At 61.9% G+C, this 22,248-nt stretch carries 22 protein-coding genes; 8 read left to right on the top strand and 14 right to left on the bottom strand.

Going from position 1 to position 22,248, the window contains the following annotated elements:
• Position 1: 1 nt before the first annotated feature.
• Positions 2 to 1,051: a sn-glycerol-3-phosphate ABC transporter ATP-binding protein UgpC gene (gene ugpC / locus X739_RS147475; protein ID WP_023783847.1), complete on the bottom strand. Its 1,050-nt coding sequence runs from the start codon at positions 1,049 to 1,051 to the stop codon at positions 2 to 4.
• Positions 1,052 to 1,327: 276 nt separating this feature from the next.
• Here ugpC and X739_RS147480 point away from each other — a divergent pair, with 276 nt between their 5' ends.
• From X739_RS147480 to X739_RS147490, 3 genes are all read left to right on the top strand, one after another.
• Positions 1,328 to 2,992 carry a sugar ABC transporter substrate-binding protein gene (locus tag X739_RS147480; protein WP_023795085.1) on the top strand — a complete coding sequence of 555 codons (1,665 nt, stop codon included), beginning with the start codon at positions 1,328 to 1,330 and terminating at the stop codon, positions 2,990 to 2,992.
• A 69-nt stretch (positions 2,993 to 3,061) separates the two neighbouring features.
• A complete protein-coding gene (locus X739_RS147485) occupies positions 3,062 to 4,183 on the top strand; it encodes a sugar ABC transporter permease (RefSeq protein WP_031248099.1) in 1,122 nt (373 codons plus the stop codon).
• 6 nt (positions 4,184 to 4,189) lie between these two features.
• Entirely contained in the window at positions 4,190 to 5,107 is a 918-nt protein-coding gene (locus tag X739_RS147490; protein ID WP_015318192.1) for a carbohydrate ABC transporter permease, read from the top strand.
• 45 nt (positions 5,108 to 5,152) lie between these two features.
• Here X739_RS147490 and X739_RS147495 read toward each other — a convergent pair whose 3' ends face one another.
• A complete protein-coding gene (locus X739_RS147495) occupies positions 5,153 to 5,896 on the bottom strand; it encodes a creatininase family protein (protein ID WP_023795084.1) in 744 nt (247 codons plus the stop codon).
• A gap of 3 nt (positions 5,897 to 5,899) precedes the next feature.
• Complete coding sequence (locus X739_RS147500; RefSeq protein WP_023773224.1) at positions 5,900 to 6,466, bottom strand: SIS domain-containing protein; 567 nt, start codon at positions 6,464 to 6,466, stop codon at positions 5,900 to 5,902.
• 190 nt (positions 6,467 to 6,656) lie between these two features.
• Between X739_RS147500 and X739_RS147505 the strand changes: the two genes are divergently transcribed.
• Positions 6,657 to 7,679: an aldo/keto reductase gene (locus X739_RS147505; RefSeq protein WP_023795083.1), complete on the top strand. Its 1,023-nt coding sequence runs from the start codon at positions 6,657 to 6,659 to the stop codon at positions 7,677 to 7,679.
• A gap of 86 nt (positions 7,680 to 7,765) precedes the next feature.
• Here the strand turns inward: X739_RS147505 and X739_RS147510 are convergent, their stop codons facing one another.
• From X739_RS147510 to clpP, 4 genes are all read right to left on the bottom strand, one after another.
• Positions 7,766 to 8,038: an HU family DNA-binding protein gene (locus X739_RS147510; protein WP_015318196.1), complete on the bottom strand. Its 273-nt coding sequence runs from the start codon at positions 8,036 to 8,038 to the stop codon at positions 7,766 to 7,768.
• A gap of 195 nt (positions 8,039 to 8,233) precedes the next feature.
• The gene (gene lon / locus X739_RS147515; protein WP_015318197.1) at positions 8,234 to 10,645 is read right to left on the bottom strand and encodes an endopeptidase La; all 2,412 of its coding nucleotides are present in this window, start codon (positions 10,643 to 10,645) and stop codon (positions 8,234 to 8,236) included.
• A gap of 273 nt (positions 10,646 to 10,918) precedes the next feature.
• A complete protein-coding gene (gene clpX, locus X739_RS147520) occupies positions 10,919 to 12,193 on the bottom strand; it encodes an ATP-dependent Clp protease ATP-binding subunit ClpX (RefSeq protein WP_013532190.1) in 1,275 nt (424 codons plus the stop codon).
• A gap of 295 nt (positions 12,194 to 12,488) precedes the next feature.
• Positions 12,489 to 13,118, bottom strand: coding sequence for an ATP-dependent Clp endopeptidase proteolytic subunit ClpP (gene clpP, locus X739_RS147525; RefSeq protein ID WP_015318198.1), 630 nt, complete (start codon positions 13,116 to 13,118; stop codon positions 12,489 to 12,491).
• 332 nt (positions 13,119 to 13,450) lie between these two features.
• On the opposite strand from clpP, the gene X739_RS147530 reads away from it, so the two are divergent.
• Positions 13,451 to 14,044 (top strand): hypothetical protein, encoded by a 594-nt coding sequence (locus X739_RS147530; protein WP_023795082.1) that lies wholly within the window; start codon positions 13,451 to 13,453, stop codon positions 14,042 to 14,044.
• A 2-nt stretch (positions 14,045 to 14,046) separates the two neighbouring features.
• Here X739_RS147530 and X739_RS147535 read toward each other — a convergent pair whose 3' ends face one another.
• On the bottom strand, positions 14,047 to 15,150 hold the full coding sequence (locus tag X739_RS147535; protein WP_023773226.1) for an FAD-binding oxidoreductase: 1,104 nt from the start codon (positions 15,148 to 15,150) through the stop codon (positions 14,047 to 14,049).
• A gap of 104 nt (positions 15,151 to 15,254) precedes the next feature.
• Here X739_RS147535 and X739_RS147540 point away from each other — a divergent pair, with 104 nt between their 5' ends.
• On the top strand, positions 15,255 to 16,508 hold the full coding sequence (locus tag X739_RS147540; RefSeq protein WP_023773227.1) for a cytochrome P450: 1,254 nt from the start codon (positions 15,255 to 15,257) through the stop codon (positions 16,506 to 16,508).
• Positions 16,509 to 16,552: 44 nt separating this feature from the next.
• On the opposite strand, the gene X739_RS147545 is transcribed toward X739_RS147540, so the two are convergent.
• From X739_RS147545 to X739_RS147570, 6 genes are all read right to left on the bottom strand, one after another.
• Positions 16,553 to 16,897, bottom strand: coding sequence for a cupin domain-containing protein (locus X739_RS147545; RefSeq protein WP_023773228.1), 345 nt, complete (start codon positions 16,895 to 16,897; stop codon positions 16,553 to 16,555).
• Positions 16,898 to 16,903: 6 nt separating this feature from the next.
• Positions 16,904 to 18,184, bottom strand: coding sequence for an O-acetylhomoserine aminocarboxypropyltransferase (locus X739_RS147550; RefSeq protein WP_023773229.1), 1,281 nt, complete (start codon positions 18,182 to 18,184; stop codon positions 16,904 to 16,906).
• 156 nt (positions 18,185 to 18,340) lie between these two features.
• On the bottom strand, positions 18,341 to 18,862 hold the full coding sequence (locus X739_RS147555; RefSeq protein WP_023773230.1) for a CoA-binding protein: 522 nt from the start codon (positions 18,860 to 18,862) through the stop codon (positions 18,341 to 18,343).
• Entirely contained in the window at positions 18,859 to 19,635 is a 777-nt protein-coding gene (locus X739_RS147560) for an AAA family ATPase (RefSeq protein WP_023773231.1), read from the bottom strand. Before X739_RS147560 ends, X739_RS147555 begins: the two co-directional genes overlap by 4 nt.
• Positions 19,635 to 20,057: a VOC family protein gene (locus tag X739_RS147565; RefSeq protein ID WP_023773232.1), complete on the bottom strand. Its 423-nt coding sequence runs from the start codon at positions 20,055 to 20,057 to the stop codon at positions 19,635 to 19,637. The genes X739_RS147560 and X739_RS147565 overlap by 1 nt, the downstream gene beginning before the upstream one ends.
• 4 nt (positions 20,058 to 20,061) lie before the next feature.
• Positions 20,062 to 20,886 (bottom strand): enoyl-CoA hydratase, encoded by an 825-nt coding sequence (locus X739_RS147570; RefSeq protein WP_023773233.1) that lies wholly within the window; start codon positions 20,884 to 20,886, stop codon positions 20,062 to 20,064.
• Positions 20,887 to 21,038: 152 nt separating this feature from the next.
• On the opposite strand from X739_RS147570, the gene X739_RS147575 reads away from it, so the two are divergent.
• Positions 21,039 to 21,488, top strand: a complete 450-nt coding sequence (locus tag X739_RS147575) for a PaaI family thioesterase (RefSeq protein ID WP_023773234.1) — start codon at positions 21,039 to 21,041, stop codon at positions 21,486 to 21,488.
• A 294-nt stretch (positions 21,489 to 21,782) separates the two neighbouring features.
• Entirely contained in the window at positions 21,783 to 22,247 is a 465-nt protein-coding gene (gene rplM / locus X739_RS147580; protein WP_010915638.1) for a 50S ribosomal protein L13, read from the top strand.
• Position 22,248 lies beyond the last annotated feature (1 nt).

Genomic DNA, 22,248 nt, shown 5'->3' with positions numbered 1-22,248 from the left:
ATCAGAGACGCTTGCCGGTCTCGGCGTCGAACAGATGGATATGGTCGAGCCTTGGCCGAAGCTTCAGCGTATCGCCGGGCTTGAAGTCATGACGCTCACGGAACAGCGCCACCATCTCGCCGTCGCCGAAGCGGAGGAACACCAGGGTTTCCGAGCCGGTCGGCTCGACCACGGAAATCTTCGCCGGCACGCCATCGGGATGGATTTCGAGATGTTCGGGGCGCACGCCATAGACGACGGAGCGCCCTTCCTCGACGGTGTTGTTCGGAGCCACCGGGAATAGCGTTCCGGCAATCTCGACGCCGCCCTTGCGCCCGATACCCTTGAGCAGGTTCATCGACGGCGAGCCGATGAAGCCGGCAACGAAAAGGTTCGCCGGCCTGTCGAAAAGCTCCAGCGGCGCGCCGACCTGTTCGATGCGGCCATCGCGCATGACGACGATCTTGTCGGCCATCGTCATGGCTTCGATCTGGTCGTGGGTGACATAGATGGTGGTGGTCTTCAGCCGCTGGTGCAGTTCCTTGATCTCGGTGCGCATCTGCACGCGCAGCTTGGCGTCGAGGTTCGAAAGCGGCTCGTCGAACAGGAATACCTGCGGATTGCGCACGATGGCGCGCCCCATGGCGACGCGCTGACGCTGGCCGCCGGAAAGCTGGCGCGGGTAGCGCTTCAGATAGGGGCTGAGGTCGAGGATGTCGGCGGCGCGCTTGACCCGCTCGGCAACCACGGCCGGATCGGTCTTGCGCAGTTTGAGGGCGAAGGCCATGTTCTGCTCGACCGTCTTGTGCGGGTAGAGCGCATAGTTCTGGAACACCATGGCGATGTCGCGTTTTGCGGGTGGCAGGTGATTGACGACACGGTCACCGATGGCGATCGTGCCGCCGGATACGGTCTCCAGCCCCGCCACCATCCTGAGCAGCGTGGACTTTCCGCAACCGGACGGGCCGACAAGCACGACGAACTGGCCATCGGCGATGTCGACGCTGACTTCGTGCAGAACCTTGACGGTTCCAAACGCCTTGGCCACATTGCTGATCGCGACTTGAGCCATCGTTCCCCCATCGGCTCCACTGGCCGTAGGCGCAGAAGCTAACCAACGCGACCGGTCAGGGCAAGTCGGTCTCTTATAGATAAAAACCCGTCGTCGTTGACACGGCGTTTGGTTGTGAGAATAGTGGCGAGCGCCAATCCGAACGCCGGTTCTCTACCCGAAAAAACGGAACGCGAAGCGACGCAGGTTGGGGTCCTGATTTCGCTTCTAAAAGGCCAGCGCCCGGCACGATTGGCACTTTCGATTCACGACTAACGTTCTGGGAGGAAATAGTCCATGCGAGTAGGTCTTTACGACAAACTGGTACGTGCCGGCGCCACAAGGCGTGACATATTGAAGGGCGCGGCCTCGATGGCCGCGATCGCGGCCGCATCTGGCGCCGGACTTGGCGCGCTGACGCGCCCGGCTTCCGCCGCAAGCGAACTGCGCTCGAAAATCCTGCAGATCCCCGGGGTTGGCAAAGGCCAACCGACAGACGCCGATTTCCAGAAGGTCGGCGAGCTTTGCCTGGAGGCGACCAAGGCCAATGTCAAGGAAGGCGAGTTCGCCGGCGTCGAGCTCACCTTCATGGGCCTCAATAACCAGAACCTGCACAACGTCCTGTTCCGTGGTTTCCTGAAGCCGTGGGAAACCTATACCGGCGCCAAGATCAGCTGGATCGACCTGGCGCAGGCCGACTACAACGCCCGCCTGCAGCAGTCGATCGCCACCGGCACCGTCGACTTCGACATCATCGAGATGGGCGCGCCGTTCGAGGGCGACGTCTGCGGCAAGGGCCTGACTTCGGAGATGCCCGACTGGGTCAAGAAGCAGATCGACTTCGACGATCTCGTCAACTACCTCAAGCCGCCCGTCGGCACCTGGGATGGCAAGCAGTACCGGGTCACCATCGACGGCGACGCGCACAATTTCAACTACCGCACCGACGTGTTTGCCGACGCCGACCTCGCCAAGCAGTGGAAGGATGGCGGGGCGACGAGCGAATGGGGCGTGCCTAAGACCTGGCAAGAGGTTCAGGCAGTGACCAAGTTCCTGAAAGGCAAGAAGTTCAAGGGTCAGGACGTCTACGGCTATCTCGACGCGCCCAAGCCCTGGGGCGGGTTCGGCTTCTACTTCCTTGGCAGCCGTGCCACCGCCTACGCCAAGCACCCCGACGACAAGGCCTGGCTGTTCGACGCCGACACGATGAAGCCACGCGTCAACAATCCGGCCTGGGTACGCGCCATCCAGGACGTCATCGACGCCTTGCCGTCGGAGCCGGCCGACCAGATCAATGCCGACCCGAACACCACCGCCTTTCAGCAGTTCCTGGCCGGCACCGGCTCGATGATCCCCTGGTGGGGTGACGTCGGCTCGAACGTCAAGACCAATGACAGCTCGGTCATCGGCGATGTCACCGGCTTCTCGATCCTGCCGGGCTCCGACGATGTCTACAACTCCAAGACCGGCAAGTGGGAGAAGCTCGCCAGCGGCCCGAACTATGCGCCCAACTGCGCCTATCTCGGCTGGGGCGTCTATGTCATGGCGCGCGTCGATAGCGACGAAAAGAAAAAGAAGGCGGCATGGTCGGCTGCCGCCCATCTCGGCGGCAAGGACCTGTCGATCTGGACGGCGATGTATCCGTCGGGCTTCCAGCCCTATCGCAATTCGCACTTCGACATTCCGGAGTGGGTGGCGGCCGGCTACGACGAGGCGTTCATCACCTCGTATCTGAAGTCGGAAGGCGACAGCTACAACCACCCCAACGCGGCGATCGAGCCGCGCATCCCCGGCATCTTCCAGTATTACAGCGCCGCCGAGGATATCCTGGCCAACACCTTCGCCGGCAAGATGAAGGCGCAGGAAGGCGCCGATGCCATCGCAGCCGCCTGGGAGAAGCTGACCGACCAGATCGGCCGCGACAAGCAGATCAAGCTCTACAAGGCTTCGCTCGGCATGTAGGCTACGCTATGAACCGTGGTCCGGCGGCAACGCCGGCCCACAGCCTTCCCTTCCAAACGGGCGAGATTTGTGGCTGACCAGACTTCGACCGCGACCCGGTGGCCGGCAGACGCCACCCCCTATGATCTGATCCCGCCGGGCCGCAGGCGTCTGGGCTGGGCGCTGATGGCGATTGCCACGCTTGGCCTGCTGGCCACGATCGTGCTGCAGATTCTCTACAAGACCGAGGTCGATCCGATCGGCTTCGAGACATGGCGGCCCGTGGTCTACGCCTATGTGCTGTGGGGTGTGGCGATCGGCATCGGCCAGGTTCTGACACGTGGCGAGGACGGCCAGCGCGCGCTGTTCCTGCTGCCGGCCCTGTTGTTCACCATTGCGATGGTGATCTTCCCGACCCTGTTCGGCTTCTACATCGCGCTTACCGACTGGAATCTCTCCTCCTTCAGCGGCCGCCGGTTCAACGGGCTCGACAATTTCTGGCAGATGCTCGCCGATCCCTACTACCGCAACGCCCTGTTCAACATGGTGCTCTATGTCCTGGCGGTGCTGGTCGAATATGTCATCGCCTTTGGTCTGGCGCTGCTGCTCAACGCGCAGATCCGGGCTCGAAAATTCTTCCGGGTGGTGTTCCTGATGCCGCTCATGCTATCGCCGGTCGCGGTCTCGTGGATGATCGGCAAGTCGCTGATGGAATACCGCTTTGGACCGGCAGCCACGCTGGCGCGCCATCTCGGCTGGGAAGACCCCGCCTTCTTCTCGAACCCGATCACCGCCCGCATCTCGATCATGCTGCTGGACGCCTGGACCTTCATTCCATTCATGATGATCATGCTGCTGGCGGGGCTGCAGGCGATGTCGCGCGAGGTGCTGGAGGCGGCACGTGTCGACGGCGCCACGCCCTGGCAAACCTTCTGGCAGGTCACGTTCCCGCTGATGCTGCCGGTGTCGGTGACGGCGGTGATCCTGCGCATCATCTTCAAGCTGAAGCTTGCCGACATCATCATCACGGTCACCTCGGGCGGTCCGGGCGGCGCCACCGATTCGGTCTCGAGCTTCATCTATCGCGAGTACCGCGACCGCTCGAATGTCGGCTATGGCACCATGCTGGCGATGGCGTATCTCGTCATCATCGTGGTGTTCGTGACCTGGCTGTTAAAGTTCGCCAGCCGTTTCGTCCGCAATGTGAATTAGGTAGAGATGAGCGTTCAGACCACCGACTACGTCGCATCCGAAATCCGCTCGCCGGCGAGCTTCCTCGCCAGCCGCGTCTTCATCTATGGCGCGCTCGCCTGCTGGGGCTTCATCTGCCTGTTTCCGATCTATTGGACCATCACCACATCGTTCAAGACGGCGGTGGATGTCACGCAGGGCCACCTGATCCCGTTCGTCGACTTCCAGCCGGATTGGAAAGGCTGGCGATCGCTTGGCCTATCGCCGGACTCGATCCTCCAGACATCGACGGTGCGCGACGAGTTCCTCAAGCGCTTCATGAATTCGGTCATCACCTCGGTTGGCGCGTCGAGCCTGGCGATCATCATCGGCAGCCTCGCCGCCTATGGCCTGACCCGCTACCGCTACCATTTCGCCTGGTTCAAGAACGAAGACATCTCCTTCTTCTTCCTGTCGCAGCTCATCCTGCCGCCGGTGGTGCTGGCCCTGCCTTTCCTGGTGCTCTACCGCGAAGTCGGATTGCTCGATACCCGCGTCGGGCTGATCCTGCTCTACACGCTGATGGTGCTGCCGATCGTGATCTGGATCATGCGCGACCAGTTCAATTCCATCCCCGTCGAACTAGAGGAAGCAGCCCTCGTCGACGGCCTGTCGATCTGGGGCGCCTTTTTCCGTATCGTCATGCCGATCGCGCTGCCGGGCATGGTGGCCGCCTTCATCCTGGCGATGGTGCTGTGCTGGAACGAGTACTTCTTCGCCGCTCTTTTGACCTCGACGGACGCCAAGACTATCCCCGTCATGGTTGCCAGCCAGACGGGCTCGCAAGGCATCAACTGGTGGTCGATGGCGGCGCTTGCCACCGCGGCCATCGCGCCGCTTGCCGTTATCGGCATCGCGCTGGAGCGCTACCTGATCATGGGCATGACCGCTGGCGCGGTGAAGTGACCGGGCGTCTTCACCCTCCCCTCCCGGGGAGAAGGTCGCGCTAGTCTAGGACTTCAGGATCGCGCGCAGATGATCCATGATCATGGCGACGCCCTTCTGTCCAAGTGCTGCCGAACCATGCGCCGCAGTCGCCGTATACCAGCTTTTGTTGTCCGCGAAATGCGCGGCGTCCACCGCTTCCGGGCATAGCGCCAGCATCAGCGATGTCTCGCCGATGCCGGCATGGTCGAATGGATATTTGCCGTTCATGGCGGCAGGCATGAGCGGATGCACCTGCACCCAGTTGAAGAAGTTCTCGCCCTCGGCATGTCCGGCATAGTAGTCGGCCATCGTCTCGGAGCCCCACCAGCCCTCGCCACGCTGCTTCTCGAGGAAGCGGAAGATCGCCTGCCTGCCAGCTGTCTTGAAGGCGAGGTCCGTCGGCATGCCGGCGGCGAAATTCTCGGTCTGGTGATGAAGGATGGCGTGGATGTTGCGAAACCCAATGCGCAGCAGGCTGTAGAACAGCGCCTCGCCGAATGGCGCCAGTTGATTGCCGCCGACCTGGACGGAGCCGCTGCCTTCCGGCGGTGCCACCGCGTAACTCGCCGCGCCATAGTAGAAGGGCGGCAGGATGACGACATCGCTTTCTTTTTCGAACAACTCTAGCGTCTTGACGACCGCCAGCGTGTCCATGCCGACGGCCATGTGCTCGCCATGGTATTCGAGCACGCCGAGCGGCAGCGCGACTGGCCAATTCTGGGCGATCGCCTTGCGGATCTGGTGCGGCAGCATCAGTTCATAGCGCATGATCTATTCCATGTTGGTGTGGCGGGCGCGCATGGCTTCCGGCAACGCCGCGGTCATGTCCCTGAGTTTCAGCACCATGATCTCGAACAGCAGGAACAACGCGCCCTCGAACACCGAGCCCATCGGCAGCACCGACGTCTTTTGCGGCCCCTGATCGTCGGCCATGGTCTGCGCCGGGATCAGCAGCGTCAAATCGGCCAGCCCTGCGGCGCTGCCGCCTGCCTGGGCGGTCAGGAGCAGGACGGTCGCGCCTGCCTGGCGCGCGATTCGCATCAGGGTGAGTACGGTCGAGGTTTCGCCGGGCCCGGAACTGACAAGCAGGACATCGCCCTGCCCTACAGGCGGGGTGGTCATGTCGCCGACGACCGAAACCGGCAGGCCCAGATGATAAAGCCGCATGGCGAAGCCCTTCACCTGCAAGGCCTCGCGGCCGCAGCCATGGACGACAATTTGTCTGGCACCGACCAGCATCCCACAGGCGGCGTCGATCCGATCGCCATCGACGCGCGCCAGCACCGCGCCAAGCTCGTCGAGCGCGGTCTTGAACATCTCCGAGCTGGAGTTGCTCACGGCCACGCCGCCTGCGCGCCGGCAATCGAATTGGATTGGCAATTCCTGATCACGCTTTTCCCCGGAACAGCTTGATTTCGTTCATGCTAGCAACCGGGAAAATGCGTGTCCAACGCTCAGCGGCGCTTTTGCGAAGCCACGAGCGTGATAGTGTCATGTCAGACAAAGCAATCCGGGAAAATTTCAAGACATGAAGACACGGCATTTCGACCGCATCGGCAATGGCGGCATCACCTTCACGGAGCTGGGTTTCGGTACCGCGCCGCTCGGCAATCTTTACCGCCCCGTCTCGGACGAGGACGCCAATGCGACGCTAGAGGCCGCCTGGGCGACCGGCTGCCGCTACTATGACACCGCGCCCCTCTATGGGCTCGGCCTGTCGGAAACACGTCTCAACCCGTTCCTGCGCTCCAGGAGGCGCGACGACTACGTGCTGTCGAGCAAGGTCGGCCGCATCATGCGCGCCTGCCCGCCAGAAGAGCGCACCGGCATCGGCAAGTTCTTCGACACGCCGTCGCGCAAGGAGGTCTACGATTACAGCTATGACGGCGTCATGCGCTCGTTCGAGGCCTCGCTGGAGCGGCTTGGCGTCGACCGCATCGACATCCTGTTCGTGCACGATGTCGATATCTTCACCCACGGCAGCAAGGAGGCGTCCGACCGGCGCGTCGAGGAGTTCATGCGCTCGGGCTATTATGGCCTGCTCGCCTTGCGCGACCAAGGCGTCATCAAGGCGTTCGGCGGCGGCATCAACGAATGGCAGGTGGCCCAGACCCTGGCCGAGCGCGGCGATTTCGACCTGTTCCTGCTTGCCGGCCGCTATACGCTATTGGAACAGGAGGCGCTGACATCGTTCCTGCCGCTTTGCCAGAAACGCGGCATCGGCATCGTTCTCGGCGGACCATACAATTCCGGCATCCTGGCCACCGGACCGAAGCCCGGCGCTTACTACAATTATTCCGAGGCGCCGCAGGATGTGCTCGATCGCGTGACGCGCATCGAGGCCGTCTGCAAGCGCCATGGGGTCGGGTTGATCGAAGCCGCCCTGCAGTTCCCGCTATTGCACCCGTCTGTGGTTTCGGTCATCCCCGGCGGTCAGCGGCCCGAAGAAGTCGAGAGCAATCGCTCGCTGCTGGACGCGAAACTCCCTGCATCGCTCTGGGCCGATCTCAAGAACGAAGGCCTCATGCGCGCCGACGCCCCGGCAGCTTGAGGAGCTACCGTCCGGCCCAATACGGATCCGAAAAAGAAAAGCCGGGCAAGCCCGGCTTTTCTGGTTTTTCAAAAATCAAAACGCGCTTAGTTGACGGCGTCCTTGAGACCTTTGCCGGCCGAGAACTTCGGCACGGTGCGCGCCGGGATCTTCACTTCGGCGCCGGTCTGCGGGTTGCGGCCGGTGGATGCGGCGCGCTTTGACACGGTGAAATTGCCAAAGCCGACAAGCCGGACATCGCCGCCCTTCTTCAGTTCGCCGGAGATGACAGAAAACACTGCATCGACCGCGGACTGCGCGTCACCCTTCGAAATGCTCGCGGCGTCGGCGACAGCGGACACCAGTTCGTTCTTGTTCATAAAAATTCCCTTCCATGAGAACACCGGAACTCACGACTCATCCGGCAGGAAACGGACTTTAGAAAGAAGCGTTCCCGCAACCAAGTCGAAAAGGCAGGAAAAAAGCGGAAAAGCCCGGAATTCCGGGGTTTTTCACATGAAAAAGCCGGGCGCGAGGCCCGGCTTTCTGTTTGTGCGCTGCAACCTTAGAAAAAACTAATGCGCAAGCGACTTTCCAGCGTCATCGCTCGTGTCCGTGGAAGCCGGCGGATTGACCGGTTCGACCCATTCGATCGGCTCCGGCATCCGCACCAGCGCGTGGCGCAACACCTCACCGACGCGTGAGACCGGAATGATTTCCATGCCGTTCTTCACGTTATCCGGGATCTCCGCCAGATCCTTGGCGTTGTCTTCCGGGATCAGCACCTTCTTGATGCCGCCGCGCAACGCGGCGAGCAGCTTCTCCTTGAGGCCGCCGATCGGCAAGATACGACCGCGAAGCGTTATCTCGCCAGTCATCGCCACATCGGCCCGCACCGGAATGCCCGTCAGCACCGACACGATAGCCGTGGCCATGGCGGCACCGGCGGACGGACCGTCCTTCGGCGTGGCGCCTTCCGGCAAGTGCACGTGGATGTCGCGCTTGTCGAACAGCGGCGGCTCGATGCCGAAATCGATGGCGCGCGAGCGGACATAGGAGGCCGCCGCCGAGATCGATTCCTTCATCACGTCACGCAGATTGCCGGTCACCGTCATGCGGCCCTTGCCAGGCATCATGACGCCTTCGACCGTCAGCAGCTCGCCGCCGACTTCCGTCCAGGCAAGACCGGTGACGACACCGACCTGATCGTCAGCCTCGACCTGGCCGAAGCGGTAGCGCTGAACACCGAGATAGTCGGCGAGGTTCGCGGCCGTGATGCTCACCGTTTTCTTCTTCGTCTTCAGGATCTCGGTCACCGCCTTGCGCCCAAGCTTCATCAGCTCGCGCTCCAGGCTTCTGACGCCCGCTTCACGGGTGTAGGTCTGGATGATGGCGCGGATCGCGTCCTCACCGACGGAGAACTCCTTTGGCTGCAGCGCGTGATCGCGGATCACCTTCGGCATCAGGTGCCGCTTGGCGATTTCGATCTTCTCGTCCTCGGTGTAGCCGGCGATACGGATGATCTCCATACGGTCCATCAGGGGCGCAGGGATGTTCAGCGTGTTCGCCGTCGTCACGAACATCACGCTCGACAGGTCGTATTCGACCTCGAGGTAGTGGTCCATGAACGTCGAGTTCTGTTCGGGGTCGAGCACCTCGAGCAGCGCGGACGACGGGTCGCCACGGAAGTCCTGGCCCATCTTGTCGATCTCGTCGAGCAGGAACAGCGGGTTGGACTTCTTGGCCTTCTTCATCGACTGGATGACCTTGCCGGGCATCGAGCCGATATAGGTGCGCCGGTGGCCACGGATCTCGGCCTCGTCACGCACGCCGCCAAGCGCCATGCGGATGAATTCGCGACCGGTCGCCTTGGCGATCGACTTGCCGAGCGAGGTCTTGCCGACGCCGGGAGGGCCGACGAGGCACAGGATCGGCCCCTTCAGCTTCTTCTGGCGGCTTTGCACGGCAAGGTACTCGACGATGCGGTCCTTGACCTTGTCGAGGCCGAAGTGATCGGTATCGAGCACGTTCTGCGCATAGGCCAGGTCCTGCTTGACCTTGGAGTTCTTGCCCCACGGGATCGACAGCAGCCAATCGAGATAGTTGCGCACGACAGTCGATTCGGCCGACATCGGCGACATCGTCCTGAGCTTCTTCAATTCGGCGTCCGCCTTTTCGCGGGCCTCCTTGGAGAGCTTGGTCTTCTTGATGCGAGCCTCGATCTCGGCGGCCTCGTCGCGGCCGTCCTCGCCCTCGCCGAGCTCCTTCTGGATCGCCTTCATTTGCTCGTTGAGGTAGTATTCGCGCTGCGTCTTCTCCATCTGGCGCTTGACGCGCGAGCGGATGCGCTTCTCCACCTGCAGGACAGAGATTTCGGCTTCCATGAAGCCCATCGCCTTTTCCAGCCGCTCCTTGACGGAAAGCGTAGCCAGCATTTCCTGCTTTTCAGGGATCTTGATGGCAAGATGCGAGGCAACCGTGTCGGCGAGCTTGGAATAGTCGTCGATCTGGCTGGCGGCACCCACCACTTCGGGCGAGATCTTCTTGTTCAGCTTGACGTAGTTCTCGAAGTCGGTGACGACCGAGCGGGCCAGGGCCTCGACCTCGACCTCTTCCTCTTCCGGTTCGACCAGAGCCGTGGCCTTGGCCTCGTGGAAATCGGGACGGTCGGTGAAGGAGACGATTTTCGCACGCGAAGCGCCTTCGACCAGAACCTTGACGGTGCCGTCGGGCAGCTTCAACAATTGCAGCACATTGGCGAGCGTGCCGATGTCGAAGATCGCATCGGGCTCGGGATCGTCATCGGCGGCATTCATCTGGGTGGCAAGCAGGATCTGCTTTTCCTGACCCATCACCTCTTCCAGCGCCTTGATCGACTTTTCGCGCCCGACGAAGAGCGGAACGATCATATGCGGGAACACCACGATGTCGCGCAGTGGGAGGACCGCGAAGACGCCGTCGCTGGGAGCCTTGGATATTTTGGCCATTGTCCAACCTTTCATGTCGCGGCCACCATCAGGCCAACCGCGAATCTCATATTAACGACCGGGGATCGTTCCGCCTACCACCGTTTATGACGGGAGTTTTACAGCACAGAAATCGGGCACCTCGGCCTTCTCGTGTTAGGTGGAGGCAGGCGGGCCAAAGATCAAGAGTTAACATCGTCCGCAATCCACTCCATCCCGAAGGTTTGCCGGTCCCTCACAGCAAAACGGCGCCGCAGGGGCGCCGTTCCACAAAATATTGGGCCAGGTGCCATATCAGGCGCTGACATTGCCCTTCTTTTCCTTCTGTTCGGAATAGATGTAGAGCGGCCGGGCGCTGCCGGTCACCACCTCTTCCGAAATCACAACCTCGCGCACGCCTTCGAGCGCGGGCAATTCGAACATCGTGTCGAGCAGGATCGCTTCCATGATCGAACGCAGGCCGCGCGCGCCGGTCTTGCGCTCGATGGCGCGCTTGGCGATCGCCGAAAGCGCGTTCTCGTGGAAGGTCAGATCGACATTTTCCATCTCGAACAGGCGCTGGTACTGCTTGACCAGCGCATTCTTCGGCTCGGTCAGGATTTGGATCAGTGCTGGCTCGTCGAGATCCTCCAGCGTCGCCAGGACCGGCAGACGGCCGACGAACTCCGGAATGAGGCCGAATTTCAACAGATCCTCGGGCTCGACGAGGCGGAAAACATCACCCGTGCGGCGATCCTCCGGCGAGGCGACGACAGCTCCGAAGCCGATCGAGGTTTTCCTGCCGCGATCCGAAATGATCTTGTCCAGCCCGGCGAAGGCGCCGCCGCAGATGAACAGGATGTTGGCGGTGTCGACCTGCAGGAACTCCTGCTGTGGGTGCTTGCGGCCGCCTTGCGGCGGCACGGAGGCGACCGTGCCTTCCATGATCTTGAGCAGCGCCTGTTGCACGCCCTCGCCCGACACGTCGCGGGTGATCGAAGGATTGTCGGACTTGCGTGAAATCTTGTCGATCTCGTCGATGTAGACGATGCCGCGCTGGGCGCGCTCGACATTGTAGTCGGCCGACTGCAGCAGCTTCAGGATGATGTTCTCGACGTCTTCGCCGACGTAACCGGCCTCGGTCAGCGTCGTGGCGTCGGCCATGGTGAAGGGTACGTCGATGATACGGGCCAGCGTCTGTGCCAGCAGCGTCTTGCCGCAGCCGGTCGGGCCGATCAGCAGGATGTTGGACTTGGCCAGCTCGACATCGTTGTTCTTGCCGGCATGCGCGAGGCGCTTGTAGTGGTTGTGGACGGCCACCGACAGCACGCGCTTGGCGTAGGGCTGGCCGATGACATAGTCGTCGAGGACCTTGAGGATCTCCTGCGGGGTCGGCACGCCCTCGCGCGACTTCACCATCGAGGTCTTGTTCTCCTCGCGGATGATATCCATGCACAGCTCGACGCACTCGTCGCAGATGAACACCGTCGGGCCGGCGATCAGCTTGCGCACCTCGTGCTGGCTCTTGCCGCAAAACGAGCAATAAAGCGTGTTCTTGGAATCACCGCTGTTGTTGCCGACCTTGCTCATTTTCATGTCCTTTCATGGCCGCCCGCCGATGGTCTGGCTGAAAGGGCGCATACTCTATTTATCGCGGGAATCCGCCGCCGCCAGTCTTCCGGCCCCCGCAACGTATTCCGTACGAAACACAAATCAGAAAACGTGGCAATGATTCGCAGCTTCCCCTCGCAAAGCTAAGCCGTCGAAAATCAACATAGCCTTAACGTAGGCAATCCCGACCTCCGAGGGAACAGCCAATTGTGGCCGAAATGACGCAAGACACGCCAAAAGCGCGTGATGGTGCCATCCAACTGCCAACTAGCCTTTATGCCAACGCCCCCTCGGCCGCCTCGCGCGACGAAATGACCTTGTCGATCAGGCCAAAATCCTTGGCCTCGTCGGCGGTCATGAAATGGTCCCGGTCGAGCGTCTTCTCGATGTCCTCATAGCTCTTGCCGGTGTGCTTGACATAGACCTCGTTGAGGCGACGCTTCAGCTTGATGATGTCCTGGGCGTGACGCTCGATATCGGACGCCTGCCCCTGGAAGCCGCCGGACGGCTGGTGAACCATGATGCGGGCGTTGGGCGTGGCGAAACGCATGTCCTTGTGGCCGGCGGTCAGCAGCAGCGAGCCCATCGAGGCCGCCTGGCCGATGCACAGCGTCGACACGGCCGGCTTGATGAACTGCATGGTGTCGTAGATCGCCATGCCCGAGGTGACGACGCCGCCCGGCGAATTGATGTAGAGGTTGATTTCCTTCTTCGGGTTCTCGGCTTCGAGGAACAGGAGTTGCGCGCAGACCAGCGTCGCCATGCCGTCCTCGACCGGACCGGTGATGAAAATGATGCGCTCCTTGAGGAGGCGCGAGAAAATGTCGTAGGCCCGCTCGCCGCGATTGGTCTGTTCGACCACCATCGGAACGAGGTTCATGTAGGTTTCGACAGGATTCTTCATCAGTTATCTCTTGTCTCGCGTGGGATTCCGGCGCCGGACAGGCTGGCAGCTCGGGCAGAATCGGTTCTGGATCGTTAAGATGTAAATAGGATGCCGGCTCATCCTTGTGCAAGGCCGACCCGTCCTAGCCATCTGGGTAAGTCGAATCAAGCTTCCGGGCAACATTTAGCAGCAGCTGACGCCAGCCCGACCCAAATACCGAGCCGGCTCCGCCAGGGTAGCAGTTTCTTAACCTCGTGGCTTAAGGAAATGCGCCAAAACGCTTTTCTCGGCAACGGCGTCCCCTACAATTCAATGTTGAACTTGTGCCTACAGTTCATACGGGGAGTGCCATGTCCGGGAAAACCGCATGCTTTACCATTGCCGGGCTGACCATGCTCGGCTCGATTTCGCAAACGGCGGCCGGCGGTCGCGCCCTCGAATGCTACGAGCCCGTCCACACACCGGCCGTTTACGACACCGTCTACGAAAACGTCATGGTCAGCCCTCCCGGCCAGCAGATCGTCGACTACGATCCGCCGATCCATGGCACGCGCGAGCGTGTGGTGATGACTGTGCCGGCCCAGGTTCGGTATGAGGTGGTGCCTGCGGTCACCAGGACCGTCTACCATACAGTGAGGGTCGATGGCGGCAGCTATTCCTGGGAATGGCGCGTCATCCATGGCCGCCGCGTGTTGTGCAAGGTTTGGCACAAGGCACGCTATGAACGCGTCGCCGAGACGGCGGTGATCCAGCCCGAGCGCACGCGGCGCGTCGTCATTCCGGCGCAATATGACAGCATCGCCGAGGAGGTGCTGGTGCGGCCCGAGCAAAGGCGCGTCATCGATATTCCCGCCGCCTACCAGACCGTCCCGCGCCGCGTGCTGGTGCGCGAAGGCTCATCCAGCTGGCGGCGGGTGCATATTCCAAGGCACTGCCAGGACTAGGCTTAGGCCACCTCGGCCCGCAGCCAGGCCTTAAGACCGGCGACATCGCCATCGCCAATGGCTTTGGCCACGCGACGCCCGACCGCCGCGCCGAACTTGTAGCCATGGCCCGAGCAAGCCGAGACGACCAGGCACTTGCCGGTCTCATGTGCCAGGAATTTCTCGTCCTCGGTGAACGTGTAGGCGCAGGTGACCACTTCGGTCACCTTGTACTCCTCGATGCGGGCGATCGGCGGCGAAAACAGGTTGCGTATCGCCTCGCCCTCGCCGGGCACCGGCTCGCGGTTCCAGTCGGCGTCGCTGGTCGGCACCTTATGCAGGCCCGAGCCGAATTTCATGCCGGCACCCCGCGTAAGCGGGATCATATAGCCGTCGGTCGTGCCGCCGACATCGAGAATGACGGGCGCCGCCTCCCAAGCGGCCCTGAGATCGGCTGGCGGGTCGACATAGGCGAGCGCGGTGCGAAAGGTTTTCAATTCGCCGCCGAGTTCGGGAAATAGCTTCAGCACCCAAGCGCCAGCGGCAACGACGATGCGGTCGGCCTGCATCGTCTCGCCGGATTCGAGCACGATATGGCCGGCCTCGGCATCGATCTCCGTCACCTTGCTGTGGTCGTAGACGTTGGCTCCATTGGTACGCAGCCATTTAGCCAGCCCAGCCGCTATTTCGCGGCAATGCAGCGCGCCGCCCTCGGGCGAAAAATAGGCGTAGCGGAACGAGCCGGTCTCAAGGAACGGCCAGCGCTCCACGGCTGCGTCCGGTCCCAGCAATTCGTAAGGGAATTTTCCTTCTTCAAGGCCCTCGCGGTATTCCTCGGCCTCGTCGCCGGGCTCGCGCGAAACGCAGACGAAGCCCCGCGCGTCGAGGTGGTTCTCGCCGAGATCAGCCCACATCTCGTCCCAGGCCTCGTAGGCTTCAGTGATCAGCAGCCCATAGCCGGTTCCAGCGCGGTAGGCGCGGCGGATGATGCGGTGATGGTCGCCCGACGCCGCCAGCGGATTGGGGATCGGTCCCTGCTCGACGACCGACACGGCGTGGCCCGCCTTTACCAGCGACCATGCCGTGGACAGACCGGCGATACCCGCGCCGACAACGATCACATTCATCCGTTCAGACCTTCCGCAACCCTACTGGCTGGCTCAATGCATCGGGCTGTCGGACGCAACATACGGTCTGGAACCGGGCTGGCAAGCCGCGCTATGGGTCTGGCATGACCATATCGACGCTCTCCTATCTGGCCTTCGATCCAGCCACCCGCCGGCTCAGACTCGACCCCCGCGAACCGGCTTTCTTCCTGGATCCTTACGAGGCCTACGGCTTCCTGCACGAAGCTTCGAATGCTTTTTTCTGGGAAGAATTCGGCTTCTGGTGCTTTGGCGGCTTCGGCGATGTCAACCGGCTGTTGCGCGACCGCCGTTTCGGCCGCCAGAACCCGGCCGGCATCCCCGACAGCCGCGGTGTCGGCCGAGACAGGACCCATCTCGAGGCATTCGACGGCATCGAAGCCAATTCGATGCTGGAGCTGGAGCCGCCGGTGCATACGCGCCTGAGAACACTGGTCAACCGTGCTTTCGTCTCCCGTCAGGTCGAACGGTTGCGGCCGCGCGTCGAGGCGCTTGCCAACGAATTGATCGATCGTTTCGAACCTGGCAAGGCCGTCGACCTCCTGCCGGCCTTCGCGTCCCCGCTGCCGATCACCATCATCGCCGAAATGCTTGGGGTGCCGGTGGAGATGGGGCCGCGACTGCTCGACTGGTCACATCAAATGGTCGCGATGTATATCCATGGCCGCACCCGTGAGACCGAGGAGACGGCCAACCGTGCCGCGGGCGAATTTTCCGATTTCCTGCGCGGCTACGTGACCGAGCGGCGCAAAAAGCCGGGCGATGACCTGCTGTCGCTGCTGATCTCGGCTCAGGAGGACGGCCAGAAACTGTCAGAGGACGAGCTGGTCTCCTCGGCCATCCTGCTGCTCAACGCTGGCCATGAAGCAACCGTGCACCAGACAGGCAATGCCGTCCACTCCATCCTGGCACAAGGCGGCGACCCGCGCCGCTTCTTTACCTCGCCGGAGGCGACGGCAGCCACGGTCGAGGAATGCCTGCGTTTCGACGCGCCGCTGCACATGTTCATGCGCTATGCCTACGAGGAAATCGAAATCGCGCCCGGCATCGTCGTGCGGCCGGGCCAGACGATCGGACTTTTGCTTGGCATGGCCAATCATGATCCGCACGCCTTCGCCGGACCTCGGGCCTTCCGGCCGGAGCGGACCGACCAGAAGAATGTATCATTCGGCGCCGGTATCCATTTCTGCATCGGTGCGCCGCTGGCCCGCCTCGAACTGCAGGTTTCGCTGAGGACCTTGTTCGAGCGGCACCCACAACTGCATCTCGCCGAACAGCCACGCTTCCGCGACACTTACCACTTCCATGGGCTGGAACGACTTGCCGTCGATCTTGGCTAGCGAGTGCCCGGAAATCCGACGGGATTCTCGAATATGATCAAGCTTCAAAGCTTGATCACATACTCCTTGCGAGTCGTTTCAAGCACTTCCCAGCTGCCCTTGAAGCCCGGCCGCAGCACGAAGCTGTCACCGGCTTTGACGGTGCGCGCTTCGCCGCCCTCTTCGGCGATTACCGAAACACCTGAGAGAATGTGGCAGAACTCCCATTCGTCATAGACGATGCGCCACTTGCCGGGGGTCGATTCCCAGATGCCGGCATAGAGGCCGCCGTCGCGCTCCTCGACATTCCAGGTGCGGAATTTCGGATCGCCCGAGATCAGGCGATCCGGCGCCGGCGCACCGGATTCGGGCTCGACGCTTTTGGCGTCGACGGAAAGAAACGCGGTCATATCAGGTCAGACCTTGGCGAGTGCCTGTTCGAGGTCGGCGACAATGTCGGTGACATCCTCGATGCCGATGGACAGCCGCACCGTGTCCGGCCCGGCACCAGCCTTGACCTTCTGTTCGTCGGAAAGCTGCCTATGCGTGGTCGAGGCCGGATGGATGACCAGCGACTTGGTGTCGCCGACATTGGCCAGGTGCGAGAACAGTTCGAGTGCCTCGACGAATTTGATGCCGGCCTCGTAGCCGCCCTTCAGACCGAAGGTGAACACGGCGCCAGAGCCCAGCGGCGAATATTTCTTCTGTAGCGCGTTGTTCTTGTCGCTGGGCAGGCCGGGATAATTCACCCAGGCGACCTTGGGGTGATTGGACAGCCAGCCAGCGACGGTGATCGCATTGTCGCAATGGCGCTGCATGCGCAGCGGCAAGGTCTCGAGGCCGGTAAGGATAAGGAAAGCATTGAACGGCGAGATCGCCGGGCCGAGATCGCGCAGACCGAGCACGCGCGCGGCGATGGCAAAAGCGAAATTGCCGAAGGTCTCGTGCAGCACGAGGCCACCGTATTCGGGGCGCGGTTCCGACAGCATCGGGTATTTGCCCGACTTCGACCAGTCGAAGGTGCCACCGTCGACAATGACGCCGCCAATCGAATTGCCGTGGCCGCCCATGAACTTGGTCAGTGAATGCACGACGATGTCGGCGCCATGCTCGATCGGCCGGATGAGATAGGGGGAGGCCAGCGTGTTGTCGACGATCAGCGGCAATCCGTGCTTGCGGGCGATGTCGCCGATCTTCTCGATATCGACGAAGGTGCCGCCCGGATTGGCCAGGCTCTCGATGAAGATCGCCTTGGTCCTGTCGTCGATCTGGCTCTCGAAGGTCGAGATGTCGTTGGTTTCGGCCCAGCGCACCTCCCAGCCATAATTCTTGAAGGCATGGCCGAACTGGTTGATCGAACCACCGTAAAGCTTGTTGGCGGCGACGAAGTTGTCACCGGGCTGCATCAGATTGTGGAACACGATGACCTGCGCGGCATGGCCGGAGGCGACCGCAAGGGCGGCCGTGCCGCCCTCGAGGGCCGCGACGCGCTCTTCGAGCACTGCCTGGGTCGGGTTCATGATGCGGGTGTAGATGTTGCCGAACGCCTTTAGCCCGAACAGCGAAGCGGCGTGGTCGGCGTCATCGAAAACAAAGGAGGTCGTCTGGTAGATCGGCGTGGCGCGTGCGCCGGTCGCCGGATCGGGCTTGGCGCCGGCATGGACGGCGAGCGTGTTGAAACCGGGCGAACGGGTCACTGAAACCTCCCTTTGAACTTCTTAAATTAGCCGTGCATTCTTGGCGAAGGCGGCGTGCGAATGCAAAGAAGAAAATACCTTTCGGCGCCGGTCCTCCGATCACACCGCAAGATAATGCGGCATTCAGCGGAATAATTTTGCGCCTCTGCGCCGCGCCTATTTCTGACGCACGCCGAAACTCTGGAAGCCCTGGCGCATCAGCGGCTTCTTGGACGACAGGACGCCGGAGTTGACGCCGGTCCAGCCGATCTCGCCGGAGAGCTTGCCATACTCGATCTTGGGGCAGCGGTTCATCACCACCCTGATGCCGGCCGCTTCGCCACGGGCGGCTGTCTCGTCATGGCGCACGCCAAGCTGCATCCAGATGACTTTCGGCAAGGGATCGAGTTGCAACACCTCCTCGAGGACGCCAGGGACCGCCGCGGCATTGCGGAAAATATCGACCATGTCGATCGGCTCCGGTATGTCGGCCAGCCTGGCATAGGTCATTCGGCCGAGGATTTCCTTGCCGGCCTGGCCAGGATTGATCGGGAACACCGAAAACCCTTTGGCCAGCAGGTATTTCAGGACGAAATAGCTCGGCCTGACATCATTGGCCGACGCCCCGACCATAGCGATCGTCTTCACCGAATTGAGGATGCCACCGATATAGGCGTTGTCGTAGCTATCGTGATTCATGTCTCGCCCTCATACAACGCCTCGGCGAGAAAACCATCCGGGTCATTGCTGAAATCGCGCAGCATGCGGAAGTGGTCCGTATCACGAAAGTCGGCAGGCTCGAGCCCGAAGCGGCTGATGCGGAACAATTGCGCGCCGGGACAGGCCATCAATAGCGGCGAATGGGTCGCCATGATCACCTGCGCGGTGCCCGATTGGTCCATGCGCCGCAGCATCTTCAGCAATTCGATCTGGCGCGTCGGCGAAAGCGCGCTCTCGGGCTCGTCGAGAATATAGATGCCTTGCCTGCGGCAGCGCTCCTCGAAGAAGTGGATAAAGCCTTCGCCATGCGACCAGGACAGAAAGTCGGGCGGTATTCCGCCGGATTCCCTGGCCGCCTCGTCGAGGTAACGGGCAACGGAATAGAAGGATTCGGCGCGGAAGAACCAACCGGCAGTAACCTTCGGCAGCCAGTGGCAACGAAACGCATCAGCTAGCGCGGCCCCGCTCTTGTCGACAGCGCGGGAGTGGTCGACCGGCCGGTAGCCCTTGCCGCCTCCAGCTTCGTCATAACCGGCCAGCGCGCCGATGGCCTCCAGCAGCGTGGATTTACCGGTGCCGTTCTCGCCGACGATGATGGTGATGGGCGTGGTGAATTCGAGCTCGAACGCGTGGCGGCGAAACAGCGGCAGGTTCCAGGGATATTTTTCCCAGTCAGCCGCCCGCTCGGCATCGAGCAAAATCCGTTTGAGGTACGGTGCCTTGAGCCGTGTCAGTTGCTTGCGGTAGGCCATCAATCAGGCAGCGAAATCGTGCCGTCGTCCGCGATCGGAAAGGCCGGATTGTGCGCCACCTCCCAAACATGCCCGTCGGCATCGGCGAAATAGCCGTACCAGCCGCCCCAGAAGGCGCGGCCAGCCGGCTTGACGATATGGCCGCCAGCCTTCTCGGCCATGGCGAGCACTTCGTCGACCTCGGCGTCGGAGCGGGTGTTGTAGGCGAGATAGACCGCCGAGGGCGCCTGGGCGAAGGTGGTGCCGGAGTCCTCCTCGGCGCTGGGGCGCGGGAACAGGCCGAGGATGGCGCCGCCCATCTGGAAGAAGGCAACGCCGTCGGTAATTCCTGCGTGGCGCTTCAGACCCATCGCCTCGTAGAAGCGCACGGCGCGATCCAGATTGTCGGTGGCGATGGTGATGATGGAAATGCGCGGTTCCATGATCCTATTCGTCCGTCCATTCCGCCTTGCGCTTGCCGATGAAGGCGCCGATGCCCTCTTCCGCGTCCCGCGCCAGCATGTTCTCGACCATGACCCGGCCGGTATAGGCATAGGCATCGGCCAAGCCCATCTCGGCCTGCGCGTAAAAAGCTTCCTTGCCGGTCTTGATCACCAAAGACGATTTGGAAGCAATGGTTTGCGCGTATTTGGTGACTATCTGATTCAGGTACTCGCGTGGCACGACGCGGTTCACGAGGCCGAACTCCTTGGCGGTCGCGGCGTCGATCGTCTCGCCGGTCAAGAGCATTTCCATCGCCTGCTTGCGCGAGACGTTGCGCGACAGCGCCACCATCGGCGTCGAACAGAACAGGCCGATGTTGACGCCCGGCGTGCAGAAGGTCGCCTCGTGCGAGGCGATCGCCAGGTCGCAGCTGGCGACCAATTGCAGGCCGGCGGCTGTCGCCAGACCATCCACCTCGGCGATGACAGGCAAGGGATGGCGCACGATCGTCTGCATCAGCATGGCGCAAGCGGCAAAGGTCTCTTCGAAGAAGGCCTTGCCGCGATCGGCATCGGCACGCCGCGCGGTCATTTCCTTGAGGTCGTGGCCGGCGCAGAACACCTTGCCGGCCGCCGACAGCACAATCACGCGAACGGCCTTGTCCGCCTTGGCGCGTTCCAACTCAGCCACGAGCGCCGCCATCACCGAAAGCGACAGGGCATTGGCGGGCGGATTGGCGAGCGTCAGGCGCAGCACGCCCTTCTCCTGTCTTGTCGTGACCGGGCCCTCGTCGGCGGCAGCAGGCTTGATGGCAAGGATTTCGGCCATGGCTAAGGTCTCCGCGATTCCGGTCGTGCTGGCAGTATCTAATATCGGATCGGGTTTCGTCCAACACCCATCGCTTGCGCCAGGGTGATGTATATGTTGCCAGAAACACCCGGCAGCGCCCATACAGGCTTGGCGCAGAACGAGAGACCGACATGCCCGCCCACACCAACCTCAAGCCGGTGCTGACCGCTGCGCAGATCAATTTGTTGATGGAAACCGTCTTTCCCCAACTCAATGAGAGTGCCGCCGCCTACGAGGCGATCGACGTGTTTCCAGGCGGCTGCATCGTACGGCTCAATGCCGGCGAACGGCATTTGCGTCCCGGCGGCACGGTGTCCGGCCCCGCCCTGTTCACGCTGGCCGACATTGGCGGCTATGTCTGCGTGCTCAGCCATGCCGGGCCGGACGCGCTCTCGGTCACCACGAACCTCAACATCAATTTCGTGCGAAAGGCCGAGGCCGGACCGATCGATGGCCATTGCCGCATCCTGAAGCTCGGCAAGAGCCTGATGGTGTTCGATATTGACATCGTCGCCGGCCCGGAAGGACACACGATCGCGCATGCCACGGGCACCTACTCGATCCCGCCGCGGCAATCGTAACGATTGAACGTCTCGGCGATGTCGCAAAATAAGCTGGCGTTGACAGCGCGTTTGGTACGCCGGCAAGCGTGGTAAAATGATACCTTTTATACAAATAGCTGTATTTGCTTAGTTTTCTTGGCTATCTGCTTTTGCTATCGCCTTGACGCGATCCCTCCCCTCGCCTATAAGCCCTCACGAAACAGCGGCCCGCAAAGGCCGCCGTTTTATTATTGGCACCGGGCAAACGCTTTTCGCCAATCCAAGCAACAAGAAACGCCTTCGCTTTGAAGGTCAGAACCGAGAGCAGAAAACATGACAACCTTTTCGCAGAAGCCTGCGGATGTGGTGAAGAAGTGGATCCTGATCGACGCCGAAGGTCTCGTCGTTGGTCGTCTCGCCACTGTCATCGCCAATCATCTTCGCGGCAAGCACAAGCCGACCTTCACCCCGCATGTCGACGACGGCGACAATGTCATCGTCATCAATGCCGACAAGGTGGTGTTCACCGGCAAGAAGTTCACCGACAAGGTCTATTACTGGCACACCGGCCACCCCGGCGGCATCAAGGAGCGCACCGCGCGCCAGCTGCTCGAGGGCCGCTTCCCCGAGCGTGTCGTCGAGAAGGCCGTTGAGCGCATGGTTCCGCGTGGCCCGCTCGGCCGCCGCCAGATGAAGAACCTGCGCGTCTATGCAGGTGCCGAGCATCCGCATGTCGCCCAGCAGCCAGAAGTCCTCGACGTGGCCAAGCTGAATTCCAAGAACAAGAAGGTCGCATAAG

Origin of the sequence: Mesorhizobium sp. LNHC209A00 (assembly GCF_000502915.1) — a bacterium.
Classification (GTDB): domain Bacteria; phylum Pseudomonadota; class Alphaproteobacteria; order Rhizobiales; family Rhizobiaceae; genus Mesorhizobium.
Note: the sequence above shows the minus strand (reverse complement) of the source record. Positions and strands in the feature narration are given on the sequence as shown.